This window comes from Acetobacter malorum (assembly GCF_002153605.1).
Taxonomy (GTDB): Bacteria; Pseudomonadota; Alphaproteobacteria; order Acetobacterales; family Acetobacteraceae; genus Acetobacter; species Acetobacter malorum_A.
In genome coordinates, this window is the sequence record NZ_JOPG01000044.1 from 1 (window position 1) to 18081 (window position 18081).

Below are 18081 nucleotides of genomic sequence, written 5' to 3' on the forward strand. Positions count from 1 at the left end.
TTTTCCCCGCCGCTTTGGCACGCAACCCGCCATCTGGCATTCGGAAGTCGGCCAGCGCGCCCGTCGTCTGACGTGGCATGGCACGGCTGATGGCAGCGCCACGGTGGTTGTGGGAGCGCGGTCTGCCCTGTTCCTGCCGTTCAAGAACCTCGGCCTGATTATTGTGGATGAAGAGCACGAGGCCCTGTTCAAGCAGGAAGAAGGTGTCATCTACAGTGCGCGGGATATGGCTGTGGTGCGGGCGCGGCTGGCGGGGTTCCCCATTGTGCTGGTCTCCGCCACCCCCAGTCTGGAATCTCTGGCCAATGTGGAGGCCGGACGCTACCGGCATCTGGTTCTCCCCTCCCGCCACGGTGGCGCGGCCCTGCCGGAAACCCGTATTCTGGACATGCGCGACCATCCGCCACCCCGCGGCCTGTTTCTCTCCCCGGCCCTAACGGAAGAACTGACCGCGACATTTGAGCGCAAGGAACAGGCCATGCTGTTCCTGAACCGGCGTGGCTATGCCCCCCTCACCTTGTGCCGGGCGTGCGGGCACAGGATGGAATGTCCGCACTGCACGGCATGGCTGGTGGAGCATCGGAACCGCAAAATCCTCTCCTGCCATTTTTGCGACCATACCGAACCCATGCCGGAAGCCTGCCCCTCCTGCGGGGCAGAGCAAAGCCTGACCCCCATCGGGCCGGGCATTGAGCGGATTACGGAAGAAGCCCGCCACCTTTTCCCCGATGCCCGTATTTTGGTGATGGCCAGTGACACGCTGGGCGGCCCCGCCGCCACGGCGGAAGCAGTTGGCAAGATTTCCCGCCGTGAAGTTGATCTGGTGATTGGCACCCAGATTGTCGCCAAAGGCTGGCATTTTCCGCATCTGACACTGGTGGGCATTGTGGATGCGGACCTCGGCCTTGGTGGCGGCGATCTGCGCGCGGGGGAACGCACCATCCAGCTTTTGCATCAGGTGGCAGGCCGCGCCGGACGCGCCAGCACACCGGGCCGCGTGCTGCTGCAAAGCTACACGCCGGAACATCCGGTCATGCAGGCCCTCCTCTCGGGCGATTTTGATGCGTTCATGACGCAGGAAGCAGAACAGAGACGCCCCGGATTCTGGCCGCCTTATGGACGACTGGCAGCGTTAATTGTGAGCGCAGACACCGCCGTGGCGGCTGATGACGCCGCCGCCGCTCTTGGCCGCGTGGCCCCATATGGGGACGGTATTCAGGTTCTTGGCCCAGCGCCGGCCCCCATGGCCATTCTGCGCGGGCGGCACCGGCGGCGTTTGCTGTTGCGCACCCGCAAAACGATTGCCGTACAGCCTATTCTGCGCCGCTGGCTGGGGCTGGTGAAACTGGACCGGCAGGTACGGGTGGATGTGGATATCGACCCGGTGTCTTTTTTGTAACGATATTGCATCATTTTGTCGTAAAACCATGACGTAATCCCGGCTCGTCCCTGCTAGACTGACACACGGGCCTGCATTTCAGCGCGTGCGTACAAACGCAGAATACGACATTTGAGGACCGTATCGTGAAGCACTATTCCCTTATCGGCATCGCCATCTATTTTTCATCCTGGGTGGGTGTCGCTCTGCTCGGGCTGGCCTATTGTAACTGGCATGACGTGGCGTCCACCATTGTGCTGATGCCGCTCATCTCGCTTGCCATTGGCACGGCGGTCGTCCTGTTCCTGAAATTCGTGCTGAAAAAAGAGCGGAGACTGGCCACATTCTATCGGTCCCGCATTCAAAAACCGATCTGGCGGGCGGTCTTCTGGCTGTTACCCCTGCCTGCCCTCACGCCTCTTGTGCTGCATATTCTGCACGGCCATCCGCAAACCAACGATACGCTGGGCCTGAAAATTCTGGCGCTGCTCAGCATTATCATGGCTGGTGAAGTGCTGGCTCTGGATGTGACCGAGGACGTCGTGGAAAGCCATGCAGAGGACGGTCCTCTGGCACAGAGTCATGAACAGCTTTAACTGGCTCTTCCGGTCCATAAAAAAAGCGGGCCAGAAGCCCGCTCTCTTTACAACATGCAAAGCTGCACTGCCTGATGAGGCGCAACCTTATTTCTTAGCGTCTGCCACATCATTGGCGGGTTTGGCCGTGCTGGTCAGAACTGTGGTGACGGTGCTGCGCAGAACCATGACGCGGACGTTCGGGGCGATTTCGACTTCAATCTCCTGACTGTCGTCACGGGATTTCTGCACAATGCCGATAATGCCGCCAGCGGTGACAATCCGGTCGCCACGACGCAGGGCCTTCAGTTCGTTCTGAAGCTGCTTCTGCTTCTGCTGCTGCGGACGAATCATCAGGAAATACATGATAACGAACACGCCGATGAACGGCAGGAACGACATCAGACTCGAGCCAGCACCCCCGCCACCGGCGGACTGGGCATAGGCTGCGGGAATAAGAAAATTGGACATGATGGCAGGCTTTCCGGAAAGGCTGGTTGCGTAATTAAGATGCGTGACCATAATTTTCACGGCTCACACGTCAAGCATCCCTTGAAGATAAGCCGTCGCACCGCCTCCTTTCCTGCCGGAAGTTCCCCGGCGGCACAACCATGGACCCTGCCCTGATGGATACCGCCCCCCTCTCCGTCCTTGAACGTATTGCGTCAGCGCTGGAGCGCCTCTCCCCTCCGCCGCCAAGTCTGGATGGCGTGGATCAGGCCGATGCGTTTGTCTGGCTCCCCGAGCGTGGGCGACTGCTGCCAGTGGCCCATGTGGCGCATGTACCCGCTAGCCTGTTGCAGGGCGTGGATTCGCAGCGCCAGACGCTGATGGACAATACCGAGCATTTTGCCCGCGGGCTGCCCGCCAACAATGCCATGCTGTGGGGCTCACGCGGCATGGGCAAGTCCTCGCTGGTCAAGGGCGCACATGCGCTGGTCAATCAGATGGACGGCAAACCGTGCGCACCCGGCCAGGGCCGCGTAGCGCTGGTGGAAATTCAGCGGGAAGATCTGGCCACCCTGCCGGACCTGCTGGCCATGCTGCGGGAAAGCCCGCGCCGCTTCATCATCTTCTGTGATGATTTATCCTTTGAAAAAGAAGACCGCGATTACAAGGCTCTGAAATCCGTGCTGGATGGCGGCATTGCCGGGCGACCGGAGAATGTTCTGTTCTACGCCACCTCTAACCGCCGCCACCTGATGCCGCGTGAGATGATCGAGAACGAACGCGCCAGCGCCATCAATCCCTCGGAAGCGACGGAAGAAAAGGTCTCCCTGTCCGACCGCTTCGGCCTGTGGCTGGGTTTTCACGCCTGCCCGCAGGATGTGTTCCTTGACATGGTGCGGACCTATGCGAGAGAACGCGCGCTTCCCATCAGCGATGAGGATCTGACAGCCCGCGCCAATGCATGGGCTATTACCCGTGGCGGCCGCTCTGGCCGGGTGGCATTCCAGTTCATTGAAGACCTGACGGCAGAACTGGCCTCCAGCCGCTAGATCCTCCGCTCACGCCCACTGTTCTGGCAGCAAGGACTTTTTGCTTCATGGCCCTTCCCGTTCTGGCAGGCATCGCCGCCGAACCGATTGATAGCGTTGCGCATATCATCCAGATCGCGCTTACGCCGGTTTTCATGCTTTCGGGCATTGGCACGCTGCTCAACCTGTTCAACACCCGTCTGGCCCGCGTGTCCGACCATATTGAACAGGCCAATGCCCTGCTGACGGACGATAATGACGACCCGGACCGGAACCAGACGCTGGAGAAGCACCTTGTACGCCTCCACCGCCGCACCCTGATGCTGGATACGGCCATTCTGGCCGGAGGGCTTGGGGGCGCGGCGTCCTGCGGGGCGGCATTTGTGCTGTTTATGGGCAGTGTGCGGGATTCCTCCGTCGCCACCTGGCTGGTCATCATGTTCGGGCTGGCTCTTGCCTGCACCGTGGGGGCACTGGCCCTGTTTCTGGGCGACAGCCTGATTGCCTGGCATGGACTGAAGCGCGAAGGACCTATGCCCAGACCAGCACCAAAAGCGACCTGACATTCAGTTTGTGAATAATTTGCAAATAAAAAGAGAATAAGCGGCCATTCCGCTCCCTCTGCGTCTTGCCTCTTTGTGTGATATACGGTTGCATGCATCCGCTAATCGGCAGTGTCAGGATGACGCGGCCCCGAACGTCATGACATAGAGGCAAGATGGACCAGACCGTTCAGACTGACACACCAGACGACACACCTTCTTTTGGTGCGGGGCATAACACCACCACAGGTACGGATCTGCGCCGCATCCGCTCCAATCCGGACTTCTGGTATCCGGTTGCGTGGTCCAAGGAACTCAAGCCCGGCAAGACCATTGGCACGCGCTATGCGGGCACGCCCATCGCACTGGTGCGCCCCACGGAAGGCGCAATTTTTGCACTGGAAGACCGCTGCGCGCACCGGCAGGTACCGCTCAGCAAAGGTAAGGTCTGCGGTCAGTCCGTTCAGTGCTGTTATCATGGCTGGGCCTATGGCCGCTCAGGCCGCTGCATTGACGTACCTTATCTGGGCAAGGGCAAGCTCCCCAACGGTGTGCGCACCTTCCCCTGCCGTGAGCAGGATGGCCTGATCTTCATCTTCCCCGGAGACCCGGAGAAAGCGGATTCTGTACCGCTGGCGCCGCGTCTGGCTCGTGTGGGAGACCCGGCCTACAAAACCCGCTTCTTCGGGCAGGAAGTAAAGTGTCACTACAGCTTCATGCATGAGAACCTGATGGATATGAACCATCAGTTCATGCACATGAAGCAGATGGGCCAGATGCGCCCCCGCTTTCTGGGCCAGAAACGTGAGCCCGGTCTGGTGGAGGCCCGCTATTCCTTCGCCCGCACCAGTGGCAAGCAGCCGCTGGGTGAAGCCCTGATTTTTGGTGAACGCCGCGATTCCTCGGAAAAATTCCAGCATCGTGACGTCATGACCATCCGCACGGAATATCCGTATCAGACCCTGCGCATCCAGACCGGTGATGAAGACCCGGTGATGGATCTGTGGATTGTCTACGTTCCGCAGGATGCAGAAGAGCTGACCAACCGGACCTTCGGCCTGCTGTCCGTCAAGCGCCCCAAAGTGCCGGGCGTTCTGGAACTGGCATGGCCGTTCCTTGTTGCCTTCACCGAGCGGATTTTTGCGGAAGACCGTGAAATTGTGGAACTGGAACAGAACGCATGGCGTGAACTGGGCGGTGACCACAATGTGGAAGTCTTCCCCGTGATCAACGCTCTGCGCGGCCTGCTGGCAGAATGCGGTGTCCCCGCCGCACCGGCTGTGAATGCCTGAGATCACGTCTCTGGTTCTGGAGGCGCCGCCCTACCGGCTGCGCCCTCTTCTGCCTGATGATGCGCCCGCGCTCCACAATCTGGTCAATGACTGGGAAGTGGTGCGCATGCTCAGCCGCCTGCCCTTCCCTTACCCGCGGGAACTGGCTGATGAATGGATTGCCTCCACGCTCTCCATGCATCGGGCCAGAGAAGGCTGTCATTTTGCCATTCTGGATGAAAACGACACCTTTCTGGGGTGCGTTGGACTGCGCGTGCAAACAGTGCCTCAGGTTGGGCGCGTTGGCATGCTGGGCTACTGGATAGGCCGCACCTACTGGGGCCGGGGCATTGCCACCCTCGCGGCAGGACGGCTGGCCCGCTGGGCGCTGGCTAATCTGGATATTGCCTGCCTGCGCGCGACGGTTGCCGACGATAACGCAGCCTCCGCCCGTGTTCTTGAGCATATTGGCTTCCGGGCTATCGGGACTGACAAACAGATGTTTGTCGCTCGCGGGAAAGACCATCCTGTGCGGGTGTTTGAGGCCACGCGTGATGATCTCGATACGCCTGCGGGCACACAGCCTGACGGTATCGCTGCCCCCCGCAAGCTCGTTCTCGTTTCTGCCGCTGCGCTGATTGATGCGCAGGGACGTATTCTGCTGGCCAAACGGCCGGAGGGGAAAAGTCTGGCGGGCCTGTGGGAGTTTCCCGGCGGGAAAGTGGAACCCGGAGAAACGCCGGAAGCCGCTCTGGTGCGGGAACTGGAAGAGGAGCTGGGGCTGGATGTCTCCCGCGCCTGTCTCGCCCCGTTTACCTTTGCATCACACTCCTACAAGGGGTTTGACCTGCTGATGCCGCTTTATCTGTGCCGCCGCTGGGCCGGAACACCGACCCCGAAGGAAAGGCAGACACTGGCATGGGTAAAGCCGGAAGACCTGCATAATTACCCCATGCCGGACGCGGATATTCCCTTTGTGCCGCTCCTGCAGGAATTGCTGTAAAATACCCCTCCCCCGCTGCATGGCTGAGGCCGCAGCAAGGCAGGCGCATAGGTGCTTGACGAACAGAACCTGCCTCCGCATAACAAAATGCTTGCGGTGTGTTAAAGCACGCTAAAACCTCGTGATTTGTACGGCCGGCTTGCGGCGAGGTAAAATAAACGCGCTAAAGAGGCCATGGCGACGCTGTGCCGACGCCACGGTTTCCACGGTCACACTGCGCTGTATGACAGCAAAAGAACCGGATACCTCATGATGAGTGACAGCAAGACTTCCTCTCCCAAAAACTGGCGCCCCGCCACCCGCCTGCTGCATGCGGGTCTGGAACGCACCGAGTATGGTGAAACCAGCGAAGCGCTTTTTCTGACGTCCGGCTTTGTGTACGACAACGCCGAGCAGGCCGCTAAAACCTTCACGGGGGAAATCTCCCACTACCAGTACAGCCGCTTTGCCAACCCCACGGTGGCTGCGCTAGAGCGCCGTCTGGCGGATCTGGAAGGGGCCGAAGCCTGTGTGGCTACGTCCACCGGCATGGGCGCGGTGTCTTCCGCCCTGCTCTCTCAGGTCAAAGCTGGCGATCGCGTCGTGGCCTCCCGCGCACTGTTTGGCTCCTGTCACTGGATTGTCGCCAACCTGCTGCCGCAATACGGCGTGGAAACAGTGTTTGTAGACGGCGGTGACCTTGCCGCATGGGACGAAGCCTTCAGCAAACCGACAGCCGCCGTGCTGCTGGAAAGCCCCTCCAACCCCATGCTGGACGTGCTGGACCTCGCCGCAATTGCAGAGCGCGCCCACAAGGCCGGGGCACTGGTGATTGTCGATAACGTGTTCGCCTCCCCCCTTTACCAGAAGCCGCTGGAGCTGGGTGCCGATGTGGTGGTGTATTCCTGCACCAAGCATATCGACGGGCAGGGCCGCGTTCTGGGCGGGGCCGTGCTAGGTAAGGAAGACTGGATTAAGGAAACGCTCCAGCCGTTCGTGCGCAATACCGGCAACGCTCTCTCCCCGTTCAACGCCTGGGTCATGCTCAAAGGGCTGGAAACACTTGCTCTGCGCGTAGAAGCCATGACCCGCAACGCCGCAGCCGTAGCGGACTATCTGGCGTCTGCGCCGGGCATTGTCAGCGTGCGCTATCCGGGCCGCAAGGACCACCCGCAGTATGACATTGCCCAGCGCCAGATGACCGGCGGTGGCACCATGGTCGCGTTTGAAGTGGAAGGCGGGCAGGACGGCGCATTTGCGTTCATGAACGCCCTCCGGCTCATCGCCATTTCCAACAATCTGGGCGATGCACGCTCCCTCGTGACCCACCCGGCCACCACCACGCACATGAAAATTGGTGCGGAAGAACGGGCCAAACTGGGTATTTCCGAAGGGGCTATCCGCTTCTCCGTCGGGCTGGAAGACAGCGCCGATCTGATTGATGACCTTGCCCGTGGTGTCGCCGCCCTCGCCAAAGGCTGACGCCTGACCACCGCCTGTCTGCTTTGTGCCGGAACAGAAACAGAGCAGACAGGCGGCTTCCCTTATCCAATCGCTTCGTGATACTGCCAGCGGACTGTGCCGTGATTTCTGCCTTAGGGGATGCCCCCGATGGCATGAAACAGGTCGTGTTATTCTTATGCAGGAGCAGAACACCCCATGCCTGACTGGCCGGACTCACCGCCCATGTCCCCCGATCATGATGACGCCCTGAGCGAACTCTTCGCCTCAGCGCCGATGTATGAAGCCGTGACGGGAGATATGCGCGTCTGCGTGCAGGTATTCTGGCTCCCGGAACAGTCGGAACCGGATGAGGATGTCTATTGCTGGGTCTACCGCATCCGCATTGAAAATGGCGGCACGGCCCCCATCCAGCTGAAGGAACGCACCTGGCAGATTACCGATGGCGCAGGCCGTACGGAATATGTGCATGGTGAAGGCGTTGTGGGGGAACAGCCCGTTATCCGCCCGCAGAACGGGTTTGACTATACGTCCGGCGTCTCTCTCACCACGGCCGGGGGCTTTATGCGCGGGTCTTACCAGATGTCGAATGTCAATTCCGGCAAACGGTTTGATATCGCCATTCCGGCTTTCAGCCTTGATAGCCCGTTCCAGTTCCGCCAGATCCATTAACCCGAACCGGTCCTGACCGCTTCATCATCATGCAGACCGCAGGAGAATGGCATGAGCGACCCTCTGCCCAAGACTGACCGCCCCACTCGTGAAGAGGCGGAAGACGCCATCCGCACCATGCTCCGCTGGGCCGGGGAAAATCCGGACCGCGAAGGCCTGCATGATACACCTGCCCGCGTCACCCGCGCTTATGAAGAGTTTTTTGAGGGCTATGCGATTGACCCCAAAACGCTTCTGGAACGCACATTTTCCGAAGTGGAAGGGTATGATGAAATCGTGCTGCTGCGCGATATTCGCTTTGAAAGCCACTGCGAACACCATCTGGCCCCCATTATCGGCCGGGCGCACGTCGCCTATCTGCCGCGCCAGCGCGTTGTTGGCATTTCCAAACTGGCCCGCGTGGTGGATGCCTATGCCCGCCGCATGCAGATTCAGGAACGGCTGACTGCCCAGATTGCCAACACCATCAATGATGTTCTGCAGCCGCACGGCACAGCCGTCATCATTGAATCCAGCCATGAGTGCATGACGACCCGTGGTGTGCATCGCCCCGGTGTTTCCATGGTTACCAGCCAGATGCTGGGTGTGTTCCGCACCAACTCCGATACACGGCGGGAGCTGCTGGCCATGCTCAACCGCCCGGGTGCGAGCGAATACTAAAAAGACCTGAACAGGCAGCACGGAATTTTACCTCAGTGCTGCCTGTAACAGGACACAGAGCCTTAATCGTTGGCTTTTTCCGTCAGATGATAAGTCAGCGTCACGCGCTGGTCCTTATGCGGTGCGCGGCTTTCCGGCACGATGGTCACGCCGATATTCTTCTTCACATACAAAGCCTGAATGGCTTTCTCATCCGCCAGCACAGTGGCAGGGGTAACCTGTTCGCCCGGCTGACGATGGACGGCCTGTTTCAGAGCTGAGGTTGAGACGTGCAGATTGCCGTCAAACCCAAGGCTTTCCAGCACCAGAGGCTTTTCAAAACCTGCGGGGCCGCCGGTCTCTTCAATAGCCCATTCCACCTTCACCCTTTTGCCGTCAAGGCTGAGGCTCTGGTGGAATTTACCGCCAATATTCTGCTGCTGGTACAGCTTCATAATGTCCTGCAGGCCCTGTGTAATCTGTGCCTGCGTGACCATGCTGCCAACATGAAACGGCACCACAGCCATAATGGCCCCGGTGCTGACCTGCTTGTTCCCGGAAACCTTGATCTCTTCCACCTTGACCGGCGTGTTGAGAGTCGGAAGCTTGACCTCCGGGTGCACGTTTGGCGCAGGGCTTGGAGCATCATTTGGCGGGAGGGAGGTCGCCTGCTGTGCCCATGCTGCGGCTGGCGGCATGGCACAGGCCAGACTGAGAACCGCAGGGATAAAATGGGCAGTAAGACGTCTCATAAGAGGCTCCATCCTGTTGAACACTATTCCCTATGATGCACAACGGGAGGAGCCTGCCAATGCACTATATTGTCACAGTCGCGCCCAGCACGGTGAGGAACTGCGCCAGCCAGGCCGGGTGAGCAGGCCAGGCCGGGGCTGTGACCAGCTCACCGTCCGTCACGGCCTCTGTCACTGGAATATCGGCGTAGGTTGCGCCCGCCATTTCCACTTCCGGGCGGCAGGCCGGGTAAGCAGAAACCTTGCGGCCCTTGATGATATCCGCCGCAGCCAGCAGCTGCGCGCCGTGACAGATGGCAGCCAGAGGCCGGTCTGCAAAGGCTTTGACAATCTCGATCACCCGCGGGTGCATGCGCAGATGCTCCGGCGCGCGGCCACCGGGAATAATCAGGCCGATATAATCGTCCGTATCAATCTCATCGAACGTCGCGTTGAGCTGGAAGGCATGACCGGGCTTTTCGCTATAGGTCTGCGCTCCTTCAAAATCATGGATGGCGGTCAGGACCTTGTCCCCCGCTTTTTTGCCGGGGCTGACCACATCCACTTTGTAGCCCACCATCAGCAGCGCCTGATACGGCACCATGATCTCGTAATCTTCCACATAATCGCCTGCCAGCATCAGCAGTCTGACGTCTTCAGTCATGAGAATGATCCTCCTTCAATCCTTCACGCAACCGGGGCATGAGTTCCACAAAGTTACAGGGGCGATGGCGGCTGTCGAGCTGGAACACAAGAATGTCATCCCAGCCGTCTTTTACGGCCCCGGTTGAACCGGGCAGCGCAAACAGGTATGTTCCGTCCGCTACACCTGCGATAGCGCGGGACTGAATGGTGGACGTGCCGATCTTGCGGTAGGACAGCATTCTGAACAGTTCGCCAAAGCCTTCGATGCGCTTTTCAAGCACACAGTCAAAGGCTTCCGGCGTCACGTCGCGCCCGGTTACACCGGTGCCGCCATTCGTGATCACCACATCAACCAGAGGGTCTTTTATCCAGCTCTTCAGCTGTTCCGTTATCTGTTTGACATCGTCCCGCACAATCGTGCGGTCGGCCAGCACATGGCCTGCCTGTTCAAGGCGGGAAACCAGAGCCTGACCCGAAGTATCTGTCTCAAGCGTGCGGGAATCCGATACGGTCATCACCGCGATACGCACCGGCAGGAAGGGGCGGTTTGTGTCTATTTTTGTCATAAGCGGAATTCATCATCTGGCGCCGCATGCGTCAACGCATTCCGGGCTGCACGGGGCTGGCAGTTGTCGCCAAAATATCACCCAACAGGCCGAAAGACCCAAGAGAGTGAAAAAAGTTTTAGACATTATGGTGCCGCTTTGAAACAATATGAATACTCGCCTCATGCATCCTCAACAAAAACAAAAAGAAACATGACAAGATTTTCATCCGGCTTTTCTTTCCTTTGCGCGCTCTCCTTTGCCTGTTGCCTGACGCCAGCCTTCTCCTCAAAGGCCTCTGCTCAGTTGCTGACGGGCGGGAACAGCGCTGCCGGCCTGTGGCCCAGTCTGGAAGCCAATAATGAGGCCAACCCGGTAGAAGATCCCGGCCCGCTGTTTTCAGCGCCCTACGGGAAAAACCACTTTTTTGGTGACTGGTGGGGCGCGCAGCCCTGGCTGCTGGACCACGGCATTCACATTCTGGCCGACGTGCATGAGGAACTGGCCGGGAACTTCCGTGGCGGTATGCGGCAGGGTGTGACCAACGCCGGACAGGTTGGCGTTGAGCTGGACGTGGACTGGGGCAAGCTGACTGACCTCAATCTGCTCAAAGGCTTCTGGTCCCACATGATGGTGGTGAACGGACACGGCCAGAACCTGAGCACCCAGTATATCGGGGATTCCATCGGCGGCGTGCAGCAGATTTACGGCGCGCGCGGTAACGTAGTGGCGCATCTTGTCTATCTGTATGGTGAGAAGTCGTTCCTGAACAACCATCTGGATATCAGCGCAGGCTGGATTCCGGTGGGGAGCTTCTTCGCGGCCTCTCCGCTGTTCTGTATGTATATGAACGTGGCTGTCTGCGGGAATCCGGCCCCGAACAAATACACCGAAGGCAATCGTGACTGGCCGTCAGGCAACCTTGGTGCCGTGGCCCGTGTCATGCCTACCAATGACACCTACATCATGGCCGGCCTGTTTGCCGTCTCGCCTCACGCCTTTAACGGCGGGATTTCCGGTTGGGCCTGGGCACAGGATGGTCTGGGCAAGTTCTCCACCCCGGTGGAAATCGGCTGGATGCCGTCCTTCGGCAAGAACCATCTGGTGGGCCATTATAAGGCTGGCTACAGCTACGATAACTCCAAATACAAAGACCTGTATGAAGACATTAACGGCAACGCATGGGTGCAGACCGGCCAGCCAGCCCGCTATCATGCAGGCCGTGCCAGCGCGTGGGTGCAGGCTGACCAGATGCTCGTCCGTAATGGGGAAGGCCCGACCAACGGCCTGATTGCCATGGGCGGCTACATGTGGACAGACGGCAAGACCACCGCCATGTCCCACCATCTGTGGGGTGGCCTGCTGGAAACGGGTAAGCCGTGGGGCCGCCCGAATGACAGCATCGGCATGATGTACCAGTGGATGAAAATGAGCCGCACGGTCGCGTTGCAGCAGGAAGCCTCCATCTTTGCGGGGCAGGATTTCCAGTCCAACCAGTGGGGACAGGTCTGGGGCGTGCAGTCTCATGAAAACGTTTATGAGTTCTTCTACAACGCGCATGTGGCGAACGGCCTGACCCTCCAGCCGGACTTCCAGTATATCAACCGGCCCGGTGCCACGACGACGTTCCATGACGCCGCCGTGATGGCCCTTCAGTTCAACGTCGTTCTGTAATCTGCGGGATGGGCCGCAGGCTGAGAGGCCTGCCGCCCAGTCTTGCAAAGACCTCCGCGCGGCAGGTCAGCACCAGAATCTGGAACCGGGTGGCCGCGTCCGCCAGCACATCAAACATCAGTTCGAGCCGCTGCGAATCTGAAAAACTCAACGCGTCATCCAGCACCAGAATCGCGGGCGACTGCCGGGCATGCAGCAGCTCCGCAAAGCCCAACCGCACCAGCACGGCAATCTGCTCCCGCGTGCCATCCGACAATTTACCGAACTCTTCCGCAGTCCGCCGCGTCAGGCCACACAAACCAAAGCCGGTATCCATCTCAAGAGAGGCGCCGGGGAACACGGTCGAAAAAGCAGGCTGCATCGTGCGCACCAGCGGGGCGAGATAGCGTTCGGTCTGGGTTTTCTCCGCATCGCTCAGGGTCTGGTCCAGCAAGGCCAGTGCTGCCCGTTCCCGCTCATACCCTTCACACTCCAGCTTCAGTCGGGCAGCCGTACGCCCGGCTTCGGCAATTTTTTCATCCAGCCCGTCGCCTTCGGCCACGCGCACGCGCGTTTCGCGTTCCCTAATCTCCTCGCGCAGGCGCGCAATGGAGGTCCGGGCGTTCTCCAGCCCCTGCTCCCGCCGCGTAATGCGGGTTTCCACCACGGATAGAGGCTGCTCCGTCTCACGTCCGGCCTTGAGCGCCTGCACATGGGCTTCGGCCTGCGTCTGCGCCTGCGCGGTCTCCGCAGCCCGAGAAGCCAGCGCCTCGTCACTCTCCCGCGCATGACTCACCGCGAGTTCGCGCCCAACCTGATCCCGCTCCGTCTGCTTCTGGCGGAGTGCCGCCTCGGCTTTTTCCTGAAGATTCTGGGCCGCGTTATACGCCACCTGTGCCGTGCGCTCAGCCTGCCGGGCCTCATCCGCAGCACGAGCGGCACAGTCTTCCTCCTGCCGGGCCTGCTGCTGCAACGCCTGCACGCTCGCGTCTGTCGCGGTCTGCACCGCATGCTCTCCAGCCAGTTCCGGCAGGCAGTCGCGCTCAAACGCCTCCTCTTCCCGCGCCAGAGCGGCGCTCTGGTCAGTAAGTTCCTGCCGTAACGTCGCCAGAGCCTCAAATAAGGTGGTGTCACGCTCATCCCGCGCCGTGGGGAGAGAAGCGACAAAAGCCGCACGTGCTTCCGCCACCCGTGTTTCGGCCTGCCGCCGCTCTTCAAACAGAGTCTCGGCATCCTCCGCACTCTGGCAACCGGCAGATTGCAAGACAGACTGAAGCTGTTGCCGGGCCGTCTCTGCGGCGGTCAGAGCCTCATCATGATCTTTGACAGCCGGTGTAATGCGGAACTGCCCGATGCCTTCCACCTGCACGTCTGCCGCCTGCGTCAAAACCGTCTCACCCTGCGGACAGGCGGCCCCATCCAGCAGAACACGGCCAGTCGCTTCAGGCAGTAAGGTCACAGTCAAACGGGTTGCGCGGGCATGCAGCGCAGCCTGAGCGGCATCCTGCTCCCGCACGGCTTTGCGCACGCGGCGGATCAGCGCTTCATCAACCCGCAAGGCCGCCAAAGCAGCCCGTGCCTGTTCCAGCCGTGTGCAGGCGGCCTCGGCCCGATGAAGCGTCTGCCTGCCCCGCTCCAGTGCGGCGCGCTGTTGCGAGACGGTGGCCCGGCGAGAAACCGCCAGTAAGGCCTGCCGCGCGGCCTGCTGCTGCTGTTCGGCCTGCTCTCGTTCCGTGCGACTGTCTTCATAACGCTGCCGGGCCTGTGCCGTCCGCTGCGTGAGCGCTTGCAGATCATGCTGCATTGCTGCTGCCTCACGCTCCAGCCTGCGCTGGGTCTCCAGTCTTTCCTGCCGCCGCTCCTGTTCATCACGGATGCTATTGCGGGTGTGCGTCACGGTGGCGAGGGCTGCTCTGGCAGCCTGTTCTTCCGCATCAGCAACCCGCAGCTTATCCCGCAACTGGCGCAGAGCCAGCAGTTCGGCCTCATCCTGCGCCTTGCGTTCCGGGTCTTCCTGCTCACGCAAAGACCGACGAGCCTGATCCAGCGCAGCCAGATCCTCTTCCAGCGCGGCCCGACGGTTTTGGAGGTCTTGCAGGTGCGTTTGCGCCTGCGTTTCCTGCTCCAGAGCCTGCTTGTATTTGCCTGTTGGCTGTCCGCTCTTCGCCGTCTGGAGCAGATAAAGCCGGTCCCGCACACGGCTTAGCACGGCACTGGCCGCTGCACCGCCGGTAGCATGCTCAACCCCATGCTCCAGACAACTGCGCAGGCTGTCCTGCCCTGTCTGGTTCAGGTCCGGCTGCACAAAGCTTTCGCCCTGCCCCACCAGCAGCGCATTCCATAGCCCTGCGGCTTCGCCCTTACTGGCTTCTTCCAGCCCCAGAAGAGTGCGGAGAGCCTCTTCTGCCTGATCGCCCTCAAACCGTTCACCCCCCAGGATCAGACGGGTAAAAGCCTTTGAGATGAACTGCTTTTCCAGATGGCAGTCCATCCCCTTCCATGAGAAAGAAACCGCCACATGCGGTGCGCCTCCGCCATAAGGCTGAAGATCCTTGACCGGTTTGGCCTTGGAACTGGACCGCACCATCAAAACCGCTTTCAGCGCGGTCAAAAGGGTAGATTTTCCGGCCTCGTTCGGCGCGGCCAGCACATTCAGCCCCGGCCCCAGCCCATCCAGACGCACCGGAGCCGCAAAGCGCCGAAAGCCTTCAATCTGTAAATCTGTCAGGATCATCCTGCCTGCGCTCCCATCTCCTGCCAGAACAGGAAAAGCCGTTGCAGAGCTTCCGAGGCCAGTTGCCCTTCTGCCCCTCCGCTCTCTGACTGGGCCAGTAGCTGTTCCGCAGCGGCACGCACCGCACCCCCAGAACCAAACCGGTCCATATCATCCAGCCCGGCGGAAAGCTGCGGGGTTCCTGTCAGGCGCAAACAGGCGACTGCCCCGCTCAGGCGCTTGAGGATCGTACTTTCATAAAATGCCATATCGTCCACCGAGAGCAGGCCGGACACAGCTGCCCAGACCAGCACCGCCGCAGAGTTGTCCGGCGCAATACTGCGGATGCGGGCATCCAGCGCCAGAATATCCTGCTCAGACGTCAGAACGACATCATCCAGCTTTTTCCATGTGTAGCGCCCGGTTTTGCAGCGTTTAATCTCCGGCTCCGCCCGAGGCCCGTGCAACGTGACGACCACGCTTTCCCCTCCGCCACCGCCGCCTGTGGTAAAGCGGTCCGTCTCCGGTGTGCCGGAATAGATCGTGCGGGCATCAATCTGGCAAAAGCCGTGCCAGTCCCCCAGTGCCAGATAGGCCAGCCCGGCCCGTCTGGCCCGGTCCAGCGCCACGGGATTGTGTTCCGATTCAGCCTCGCCACCAAACCCAACCACGGACCCATGCGCCAAACCAATCCGCAGGGCGTCAGGCGGCGTTTCGGCCTCATCCATATAAGCGGTCAGGTCCGTCAGAATATGGCGGCGTTTAAGCACGGCAGGAAGTATCCACGCATTATGCGCCGCATCCATCAGAACCGGACCGGGCTCCCGATGCACTGTTACATTTTCCGGCAGCCCGCTGCGCGCCAGACGCGCCCAGACACCTTCCGGCAGATCGGCATCATGGTTGCCGGGGATCAGATGCCACTGGATGTCTGTAAACTCGCGCATGCGTTCGATGGGCTGATGCAGAGTGCGCTCGGCTGGCGTTTCATGTTCATACACATCGCCCGCCACCAGCACATGCGCAGCGCCCTCCTGCCGTGCCAGCAGGCCGAGCCGACGGATGACTTCCAGCCGTTCTGCCTGCAACGCACCGAGCGTATCGTCATCAGCAAAACGGAACGTCCGGCCAATTTGCCAGTCAGAGGTATGAATGAATTTCATAAAGATCGCAGTTATCAGAGGGTCTGCCTTAATTCAGCACATCCTGCCGTGGCATCATACCCTTGCACCCCACCCAACGGCAGGCCTTTTTCCCAAGCACGCATTTTATGCAACCCGGCTCAGCGCATAAAAATTCCCCCATTGAATTATATTTTATTTTAATAGACTTCTGATTTTTGGGATTCGGCCCGGAGCAGTCCGTGCCTCCCGACTCTGTGTGACCCAGACTGACCTCTTGAGCGGCAAGGACGACGGAAAGGATGAGCCTCAACACCCCAGCCGCCTCGCCTGTCAGATTCTGGAAGGGCCTTCGCCCCGCACTCCCCGCCACCATTTTCCCACCCGGCTGGTTTCTGTTCTGCCTGCGGACATGGCTTTCCGCGGTGCTGGCGCTTAGCACCGCATTCTGGTTGCAGCTTTCCTCCCCCGGTTCTGCCGCCGTTACGGTGATGATTCTGGCCCAGCCCCTGCGCGGACAGGTGCTTTCCAAAGCCGTCTATCGTTTGATGGGCACCATGGTAGGGGCGTTTGTCGCGCTGTTTCTCACTGCCTGCTTCAATCAGGACCGTGCCGTCTTTCTGGGCGGTGTGGGGCTCTGGCTGACGCTGTGCACCATTGTCGGCACGCTGGAAAAAGACTTCCGCGCCTATGCCGCCATGCTCTCGGGCTACACCGTGGCCATTGTGGGCATTAGCTGCATTGATAATCCGGGGTCGATTTTTGATGTCACGGTCAACCGCGTTTCGGCCATTGTGGTCGGCATTGCCGCCACGGCTGCGGTCAATGATATTTTTGGCTCCCCCACAGCATGGGAAAAACTGGCCAGTAACCTGAACCGCGTCGCCAATATGGTACAGCGCATCAGCCGCGATGCCATGGCTGGACACGGTATCCCCGATGATATGGCTTGTGCTGGGCTGGCGGGCGAGATTATCGCGCTGACCTCGCAGGTCTCTTTTGCCAAAACCGAATTGCCGGACGCCAGTGTGCGGCTGGCCGGGGCACGCTCCGCCATGGTGGCCTTGCTGGAAATGCTCAGCTGTAGCCGGGCCATTGCCGCCGTACTGCGCAAGGGCGAGATTTCCGGTCCGGTGCTGAACCAGATCCGCAGCGCCTTCGGCGATGGCACCCCCGTTGCCTCCCCTCGTCAGGCCGTGTGGGATCTGGAAGATCTGGCGCGGGAAGCCCACGCGGAAGAGCTGGACCGTGGCCCCACGCTGGATGAAGCCTGGCTGATCGAACGCTCCATGGCGCTGCTATCCGATGCGCGCTGGGCTGCGGATGGCATTGACGCCTTTGAAAACGGCAAGCGCGCCCGCACGCAGGCTCCGGAGCTGAAAATCGACCAGCATCAGGATGTGATTGCCGCTCTGCTGGCCGGGCTGCGCACTCTCACCGGATTTTCAGTTGCGGCCGGGCTGTGCATCATCTCCGATATTCCCTCGACCTACACCGCACTCTCTCAGGTGGCCGTTATCCTTACACTGGCTGCCACCACCTATAATGCGCGCGGCTTTGGCATGGGCGCGCTGATCGGCACGCCACTGGCGATTGCGGTTGCGGCGGTTCTGAACTTTGGCATCCTCCCGCACGGGGCGGACATGCCGTTTCTGGCCATGGCTATCATCCCGGT

17 protein-coding genes and 1 riboswitch are annotated in these 18081 nt (G+C 60.3%); of the genes, 11 read left to right on the forward strand and 6 right to left on the reverse strand.

Features of this window, described 5'->3' with window-relative positions; all coding sequences use genetic code 11:
* Window positions 1–1399: replication restart helicase PriA (gene priA / locus HK23_RS13230; RefSeq protein ID WP_143217573.1), on the forward strand; the 1399-nt coding region annotated here is incomplete at its 5' end.
* A 125-nt stretch (window positions 1400–1524) separates the two neighbouring features.
* Window positions 1525–1974: a hypothetical protein gene (locus HK23_RS13235; protein ID WP_086654328.1), complete on the forward strand. Its 450-nt coding sequence runs from the start codon at window positions 1525–1527 to the stop codon at window positions 1972–1974.
* 87 nt (window positions 1975–2061) lie between these two features.
* Here HK23_RS13235 and yajC read toward each other — a convergent pair whose 3' ends face one another.
* Window positions 2062–2427, reverse strand: coding sequence for a preprotein translocase subunit YajC (gene yajC / locus HK23_RS13240; RefSeq protein ID WP_179193913.1), 366 nt, complete (start codon window positions 2425–2427; stop codon window positions 2062–2064).
* 152 nt (window positions 2428–2579) lie between these two features.
* Here yajC and HK23_RS13245 point away from each other — a divergent pair, with 152 nt between their 5' ends.
* From HK23_RS13245 to folE, 7 genes are all read left to right on the forward strand, one after another.
* Window positions 2580–3452, forward strand: a complete 873-nt coding sequence (locus HK23_RS13245) for an ATP-binding protein (protein WP_086654335.1) — start codon at window positions 2580–2582, stop codon at window positions 3450–3452.
* Window positions 3453–3499: 47 nt separating this feature from the next.
* Complete coding sequence (locus HK23_RS13250) at window positions 3500–3994, forward strand: DUF2721 domain-containing protein (protein ID WP_086654329.1); 495 nt, start codon at window positions 3500–3502, stop codon at window positions 3992–3994.
* A 155-nt stretch (window positions 3995–4149) separates the two neighbouring features.
* Window positions 4150–5265 carry an aromatic ring-hydroxylating oxygenase subunit alpha gene (locus HK23_RS13255; RefSeq protein WP_063907368.1) on the forward strand — a complete coding sequence of 372 codons (1116 nt, stop codon included), beginning with the start codon at window positions 4150–4152 and terminating at the stop codon, window positions 5263–5265.
* Window positions 5258–6247, forward strand: coding sequence for a bifunctional GNAT family N-acetyltransferase/(deoxy)nucleoside triphosphate pyrophosphohydrolase (locus tag HK23_RS14870; protein ID WP_086654330.1), 990 nt, complete (start codon window positions 5258–5260; stop codon window positions 6245–6247). Before HK23_RS13255 ends, HK23_RS14870 begins: the two co-directional genes overlap by 8 nt.
* A 108-nt stretch (window positions 6248–6355) precedes the next feature.
* A riboswitch (SAM riboswitch) is annotated at window positions 6356–6435 on the forward strand.
* A gap of 64 nt (window positions 6436–6499) precedes the next feature.
* Entirely contained in the window at window positions 6500–7708 is a 1209-nt protein-coding gene (gene metZ, locus HK23_RS13265) for an O-succinylhomoserine sulfhydrylase (protein WP_086654336.1), read from the forward strand.
* Between the two features lie 177 nt (window positions 7709–7885).
* Window positions 7886–8359 (forward strand): Co2+/Mg2+ efflux protein ApaG, encoded by a 474-nt coding sequence (apaG, locus tag HK23_RS13270; RefSeq protein ID WP_063907367.1) that lies wholly within the window; start codon window positions 7886–7888, stop codon window positions 8357–8359.
* A 51-nt stretch (window positions 8360–8410) separates the two neighbouring features.
* Window positions 8411–9019: a GTP cyclohydrolase I FolE gene (folE, locus tag HK23_RS13275; RefSeq protein WP_043550493.1), complete on the forward strand. Its 609-nt coding sequence runs from the start codon at window positions 8411–8413 to the stop codon at window positions 9017–9019.
* Window positions 9020–9081: 62 nt separating this feature from the next.
* On the opposite strand, the gene HK23_RS13280 is transcribed toward folE, so the two are convergent.
* From HK23_RS13280 to moaB, 3 genes are all read right to left on the reverse strand, one after another.
* Complete coding sequence (locus tag HK23_RS13280; protein ID WP_086654331.1) at window positions 9082–9750, reverse strand: POTRA domain-containing protein; 669 nt, start codon at window positions 9748–9750, stop codon at window positions 9082–9084.
* 64 nt (window positions 9751–9814) lie between these two features.
* Window positions 9815–10393, reverse strand: a complete 579-nt coding sequence (locus tag HK23_RS13285) for a DJ-1/PfpI family protein (protein ID WP_063907364.1) — start codon at window positions 10391–10393, stop codon at window positions 9815–9817.
* Complete coding sequence (moaB, locus tag HK23_RS13290; protein WP_063907363.1) at window positions 10386–10940, reverse strand: molybdenum cofactor biosynthesis protein B; 555 nt, start codon at window positions 10938–10940, stop codon at window positions 10386–10388. Before moaB ends, HK23_RS13285 begins: the two co-directional genes overlap by 8 nt.
* A gap of 192 nt (window positions 10941–11132) precedes the next feature.
* On the opposite strand from moaB, the gene HK23_RS13295 reads away from it, so the two are divergent.
* A complete protein-coding gene (locus HK23_RS13295) occupies window positions 11133–12593 on the forward strand; it encodes a carbohydrate porin (protein WP_231888276.1) in 1461 nt (486 codons plus the stop codon).
* Here HK23_RS13295 and HK23_RS13300 read toward each other — a convergent pair.
* The gene (locus tag HK23_RS13300) at window positions 12577–15306 is read right to left on the reverse strand and encodes an AAA family ATPase (RefSeq protein ID WP_086654332.1); all 2730 of its coding nucleotides are present in this window, start codon (window positions 15304–15306) and stop codon (window positions 12577–12579) included. The genes HK23_RS13295 and HK23_RS13300 overlap by 17 nt on opposite strands.
* On the reverse strand, window positions 15303–16448 hold the full coding sequence (locus HK23_RS13305; protein WP_086654333.1) for a metallophosphoesterase family protein: 1146 nt from the start codon (window positions 16446–16448) through the stop codon (window positions 15303–15305). The genes HK23_RS13300 and HK23_RS13305 overlap by 4 nt, the downstream gene beginning before the upstream one ends.
* 260 nt (window positions 16449–16708) lie before the next feature.
* Between HK23_RS13305 and HK23_RS13310 the strand changes: the two genes are divergently transcribed.
* Window positions 16709–18081 (forward strand): FUSC family protein (locus HK23_RS13310; RefSeq protein WP_086654334.1); only part of this gene is annotated, 1373 nt, incomplete at its 3' end.

Excerpts from the sequence above, each read along its gene's own strand:
- HK23_RS13245 (WP_086654335.1), top strand. The coding sequence starts at position 2,580 with ATGGATACCGCCCCCCTCTCCGTCCTTGAACGTATTGCGTCAGCGCTG.
- HK23_RS13250 (WP_086654329.1), top strand. The coding sequence starts at position 3,500 with ATGGCCCTTCCCGTTCTGGCAGGCATCGCCGCCGAACCGATTGATAGC.
- HK23_RS13255 (WP_063907368.1), top strand. The coding sequence starts at position 4,150 with ATGGACCAGACCGTTCAGACTGACACACCAGACGACACACCTTCTTTT.
- HK23_RS14870 (WP_086654330.1), top strand. The coding sequence starts at position 5,258 with ATGCCTGAGATCACGTCTCTGGTTCTGGAGGCGCCGCCCTACCGGCTG.
- metZ (WP_086654336.1), top strand. The coding sequence starts at position 6,500 with ATGAGTGACAGCAAGACTTCCTCTCCCAAAAACTGGCGCCCCGCCACC.
- apaG (WP_063907367.1), top strand. The coding sequence starts at position 7,886 with ATGCCTGACTGGCCGGACTCACCGCCCATGTCCCCCGATCATGATGAC.
- folE (WP_043550493.1), top strand. The coding sequence starts at position 8,411 with ATGAGCGACCCTCTGCCCAAGACTGACCGCCCCACTCGTGAAGAGGCG.
- HK23_RS13280 (WP_086654331.1), bottom strand. The coding sequence starts at position 9,750 with ATGAGACGTCTTACTGCCCATTTTATCCCTGCGGTTCTCAGTCTGGCC.
- HK23_RS13285 (WP_063907364.1), bottom strand. The coding sequence starts at position 10,393 with ATGACTGAAGACGTCAGACTGCTGATGCTGGCAGGCGATTATGTGGAA.
- moaB (WP_063907363.1), bottom strand. The coding sequence starts at position 10,940 with ATGACAAAAATAGACACAAACCGCCCCTTCCTGCCGGTGCGTATCGCG.
- HK23_RS13295 (WP_231888276.1), top strand. The coding sequence starts at position 11,133 with ATGACAAGATTTTCATCCGGCTTTTCTTTCCTTTGCGCGCTCTCCTTT.
- HK23_RS13300 (WP_086654332.1), bottom strand. The coding sequence starts at position 15,306 with ATGATCCTGACAGATTTACAGATTGAAGGCTTTCGGCGCTTTGCGGCT.
- HK23_RS13305 (WP_086654333.1), bottom strand. The coding sequence starts at position 16,448 with ATGAAATTCATTCATACCTCTGACTGGCAAATTGGCCGGACGTTCCGT.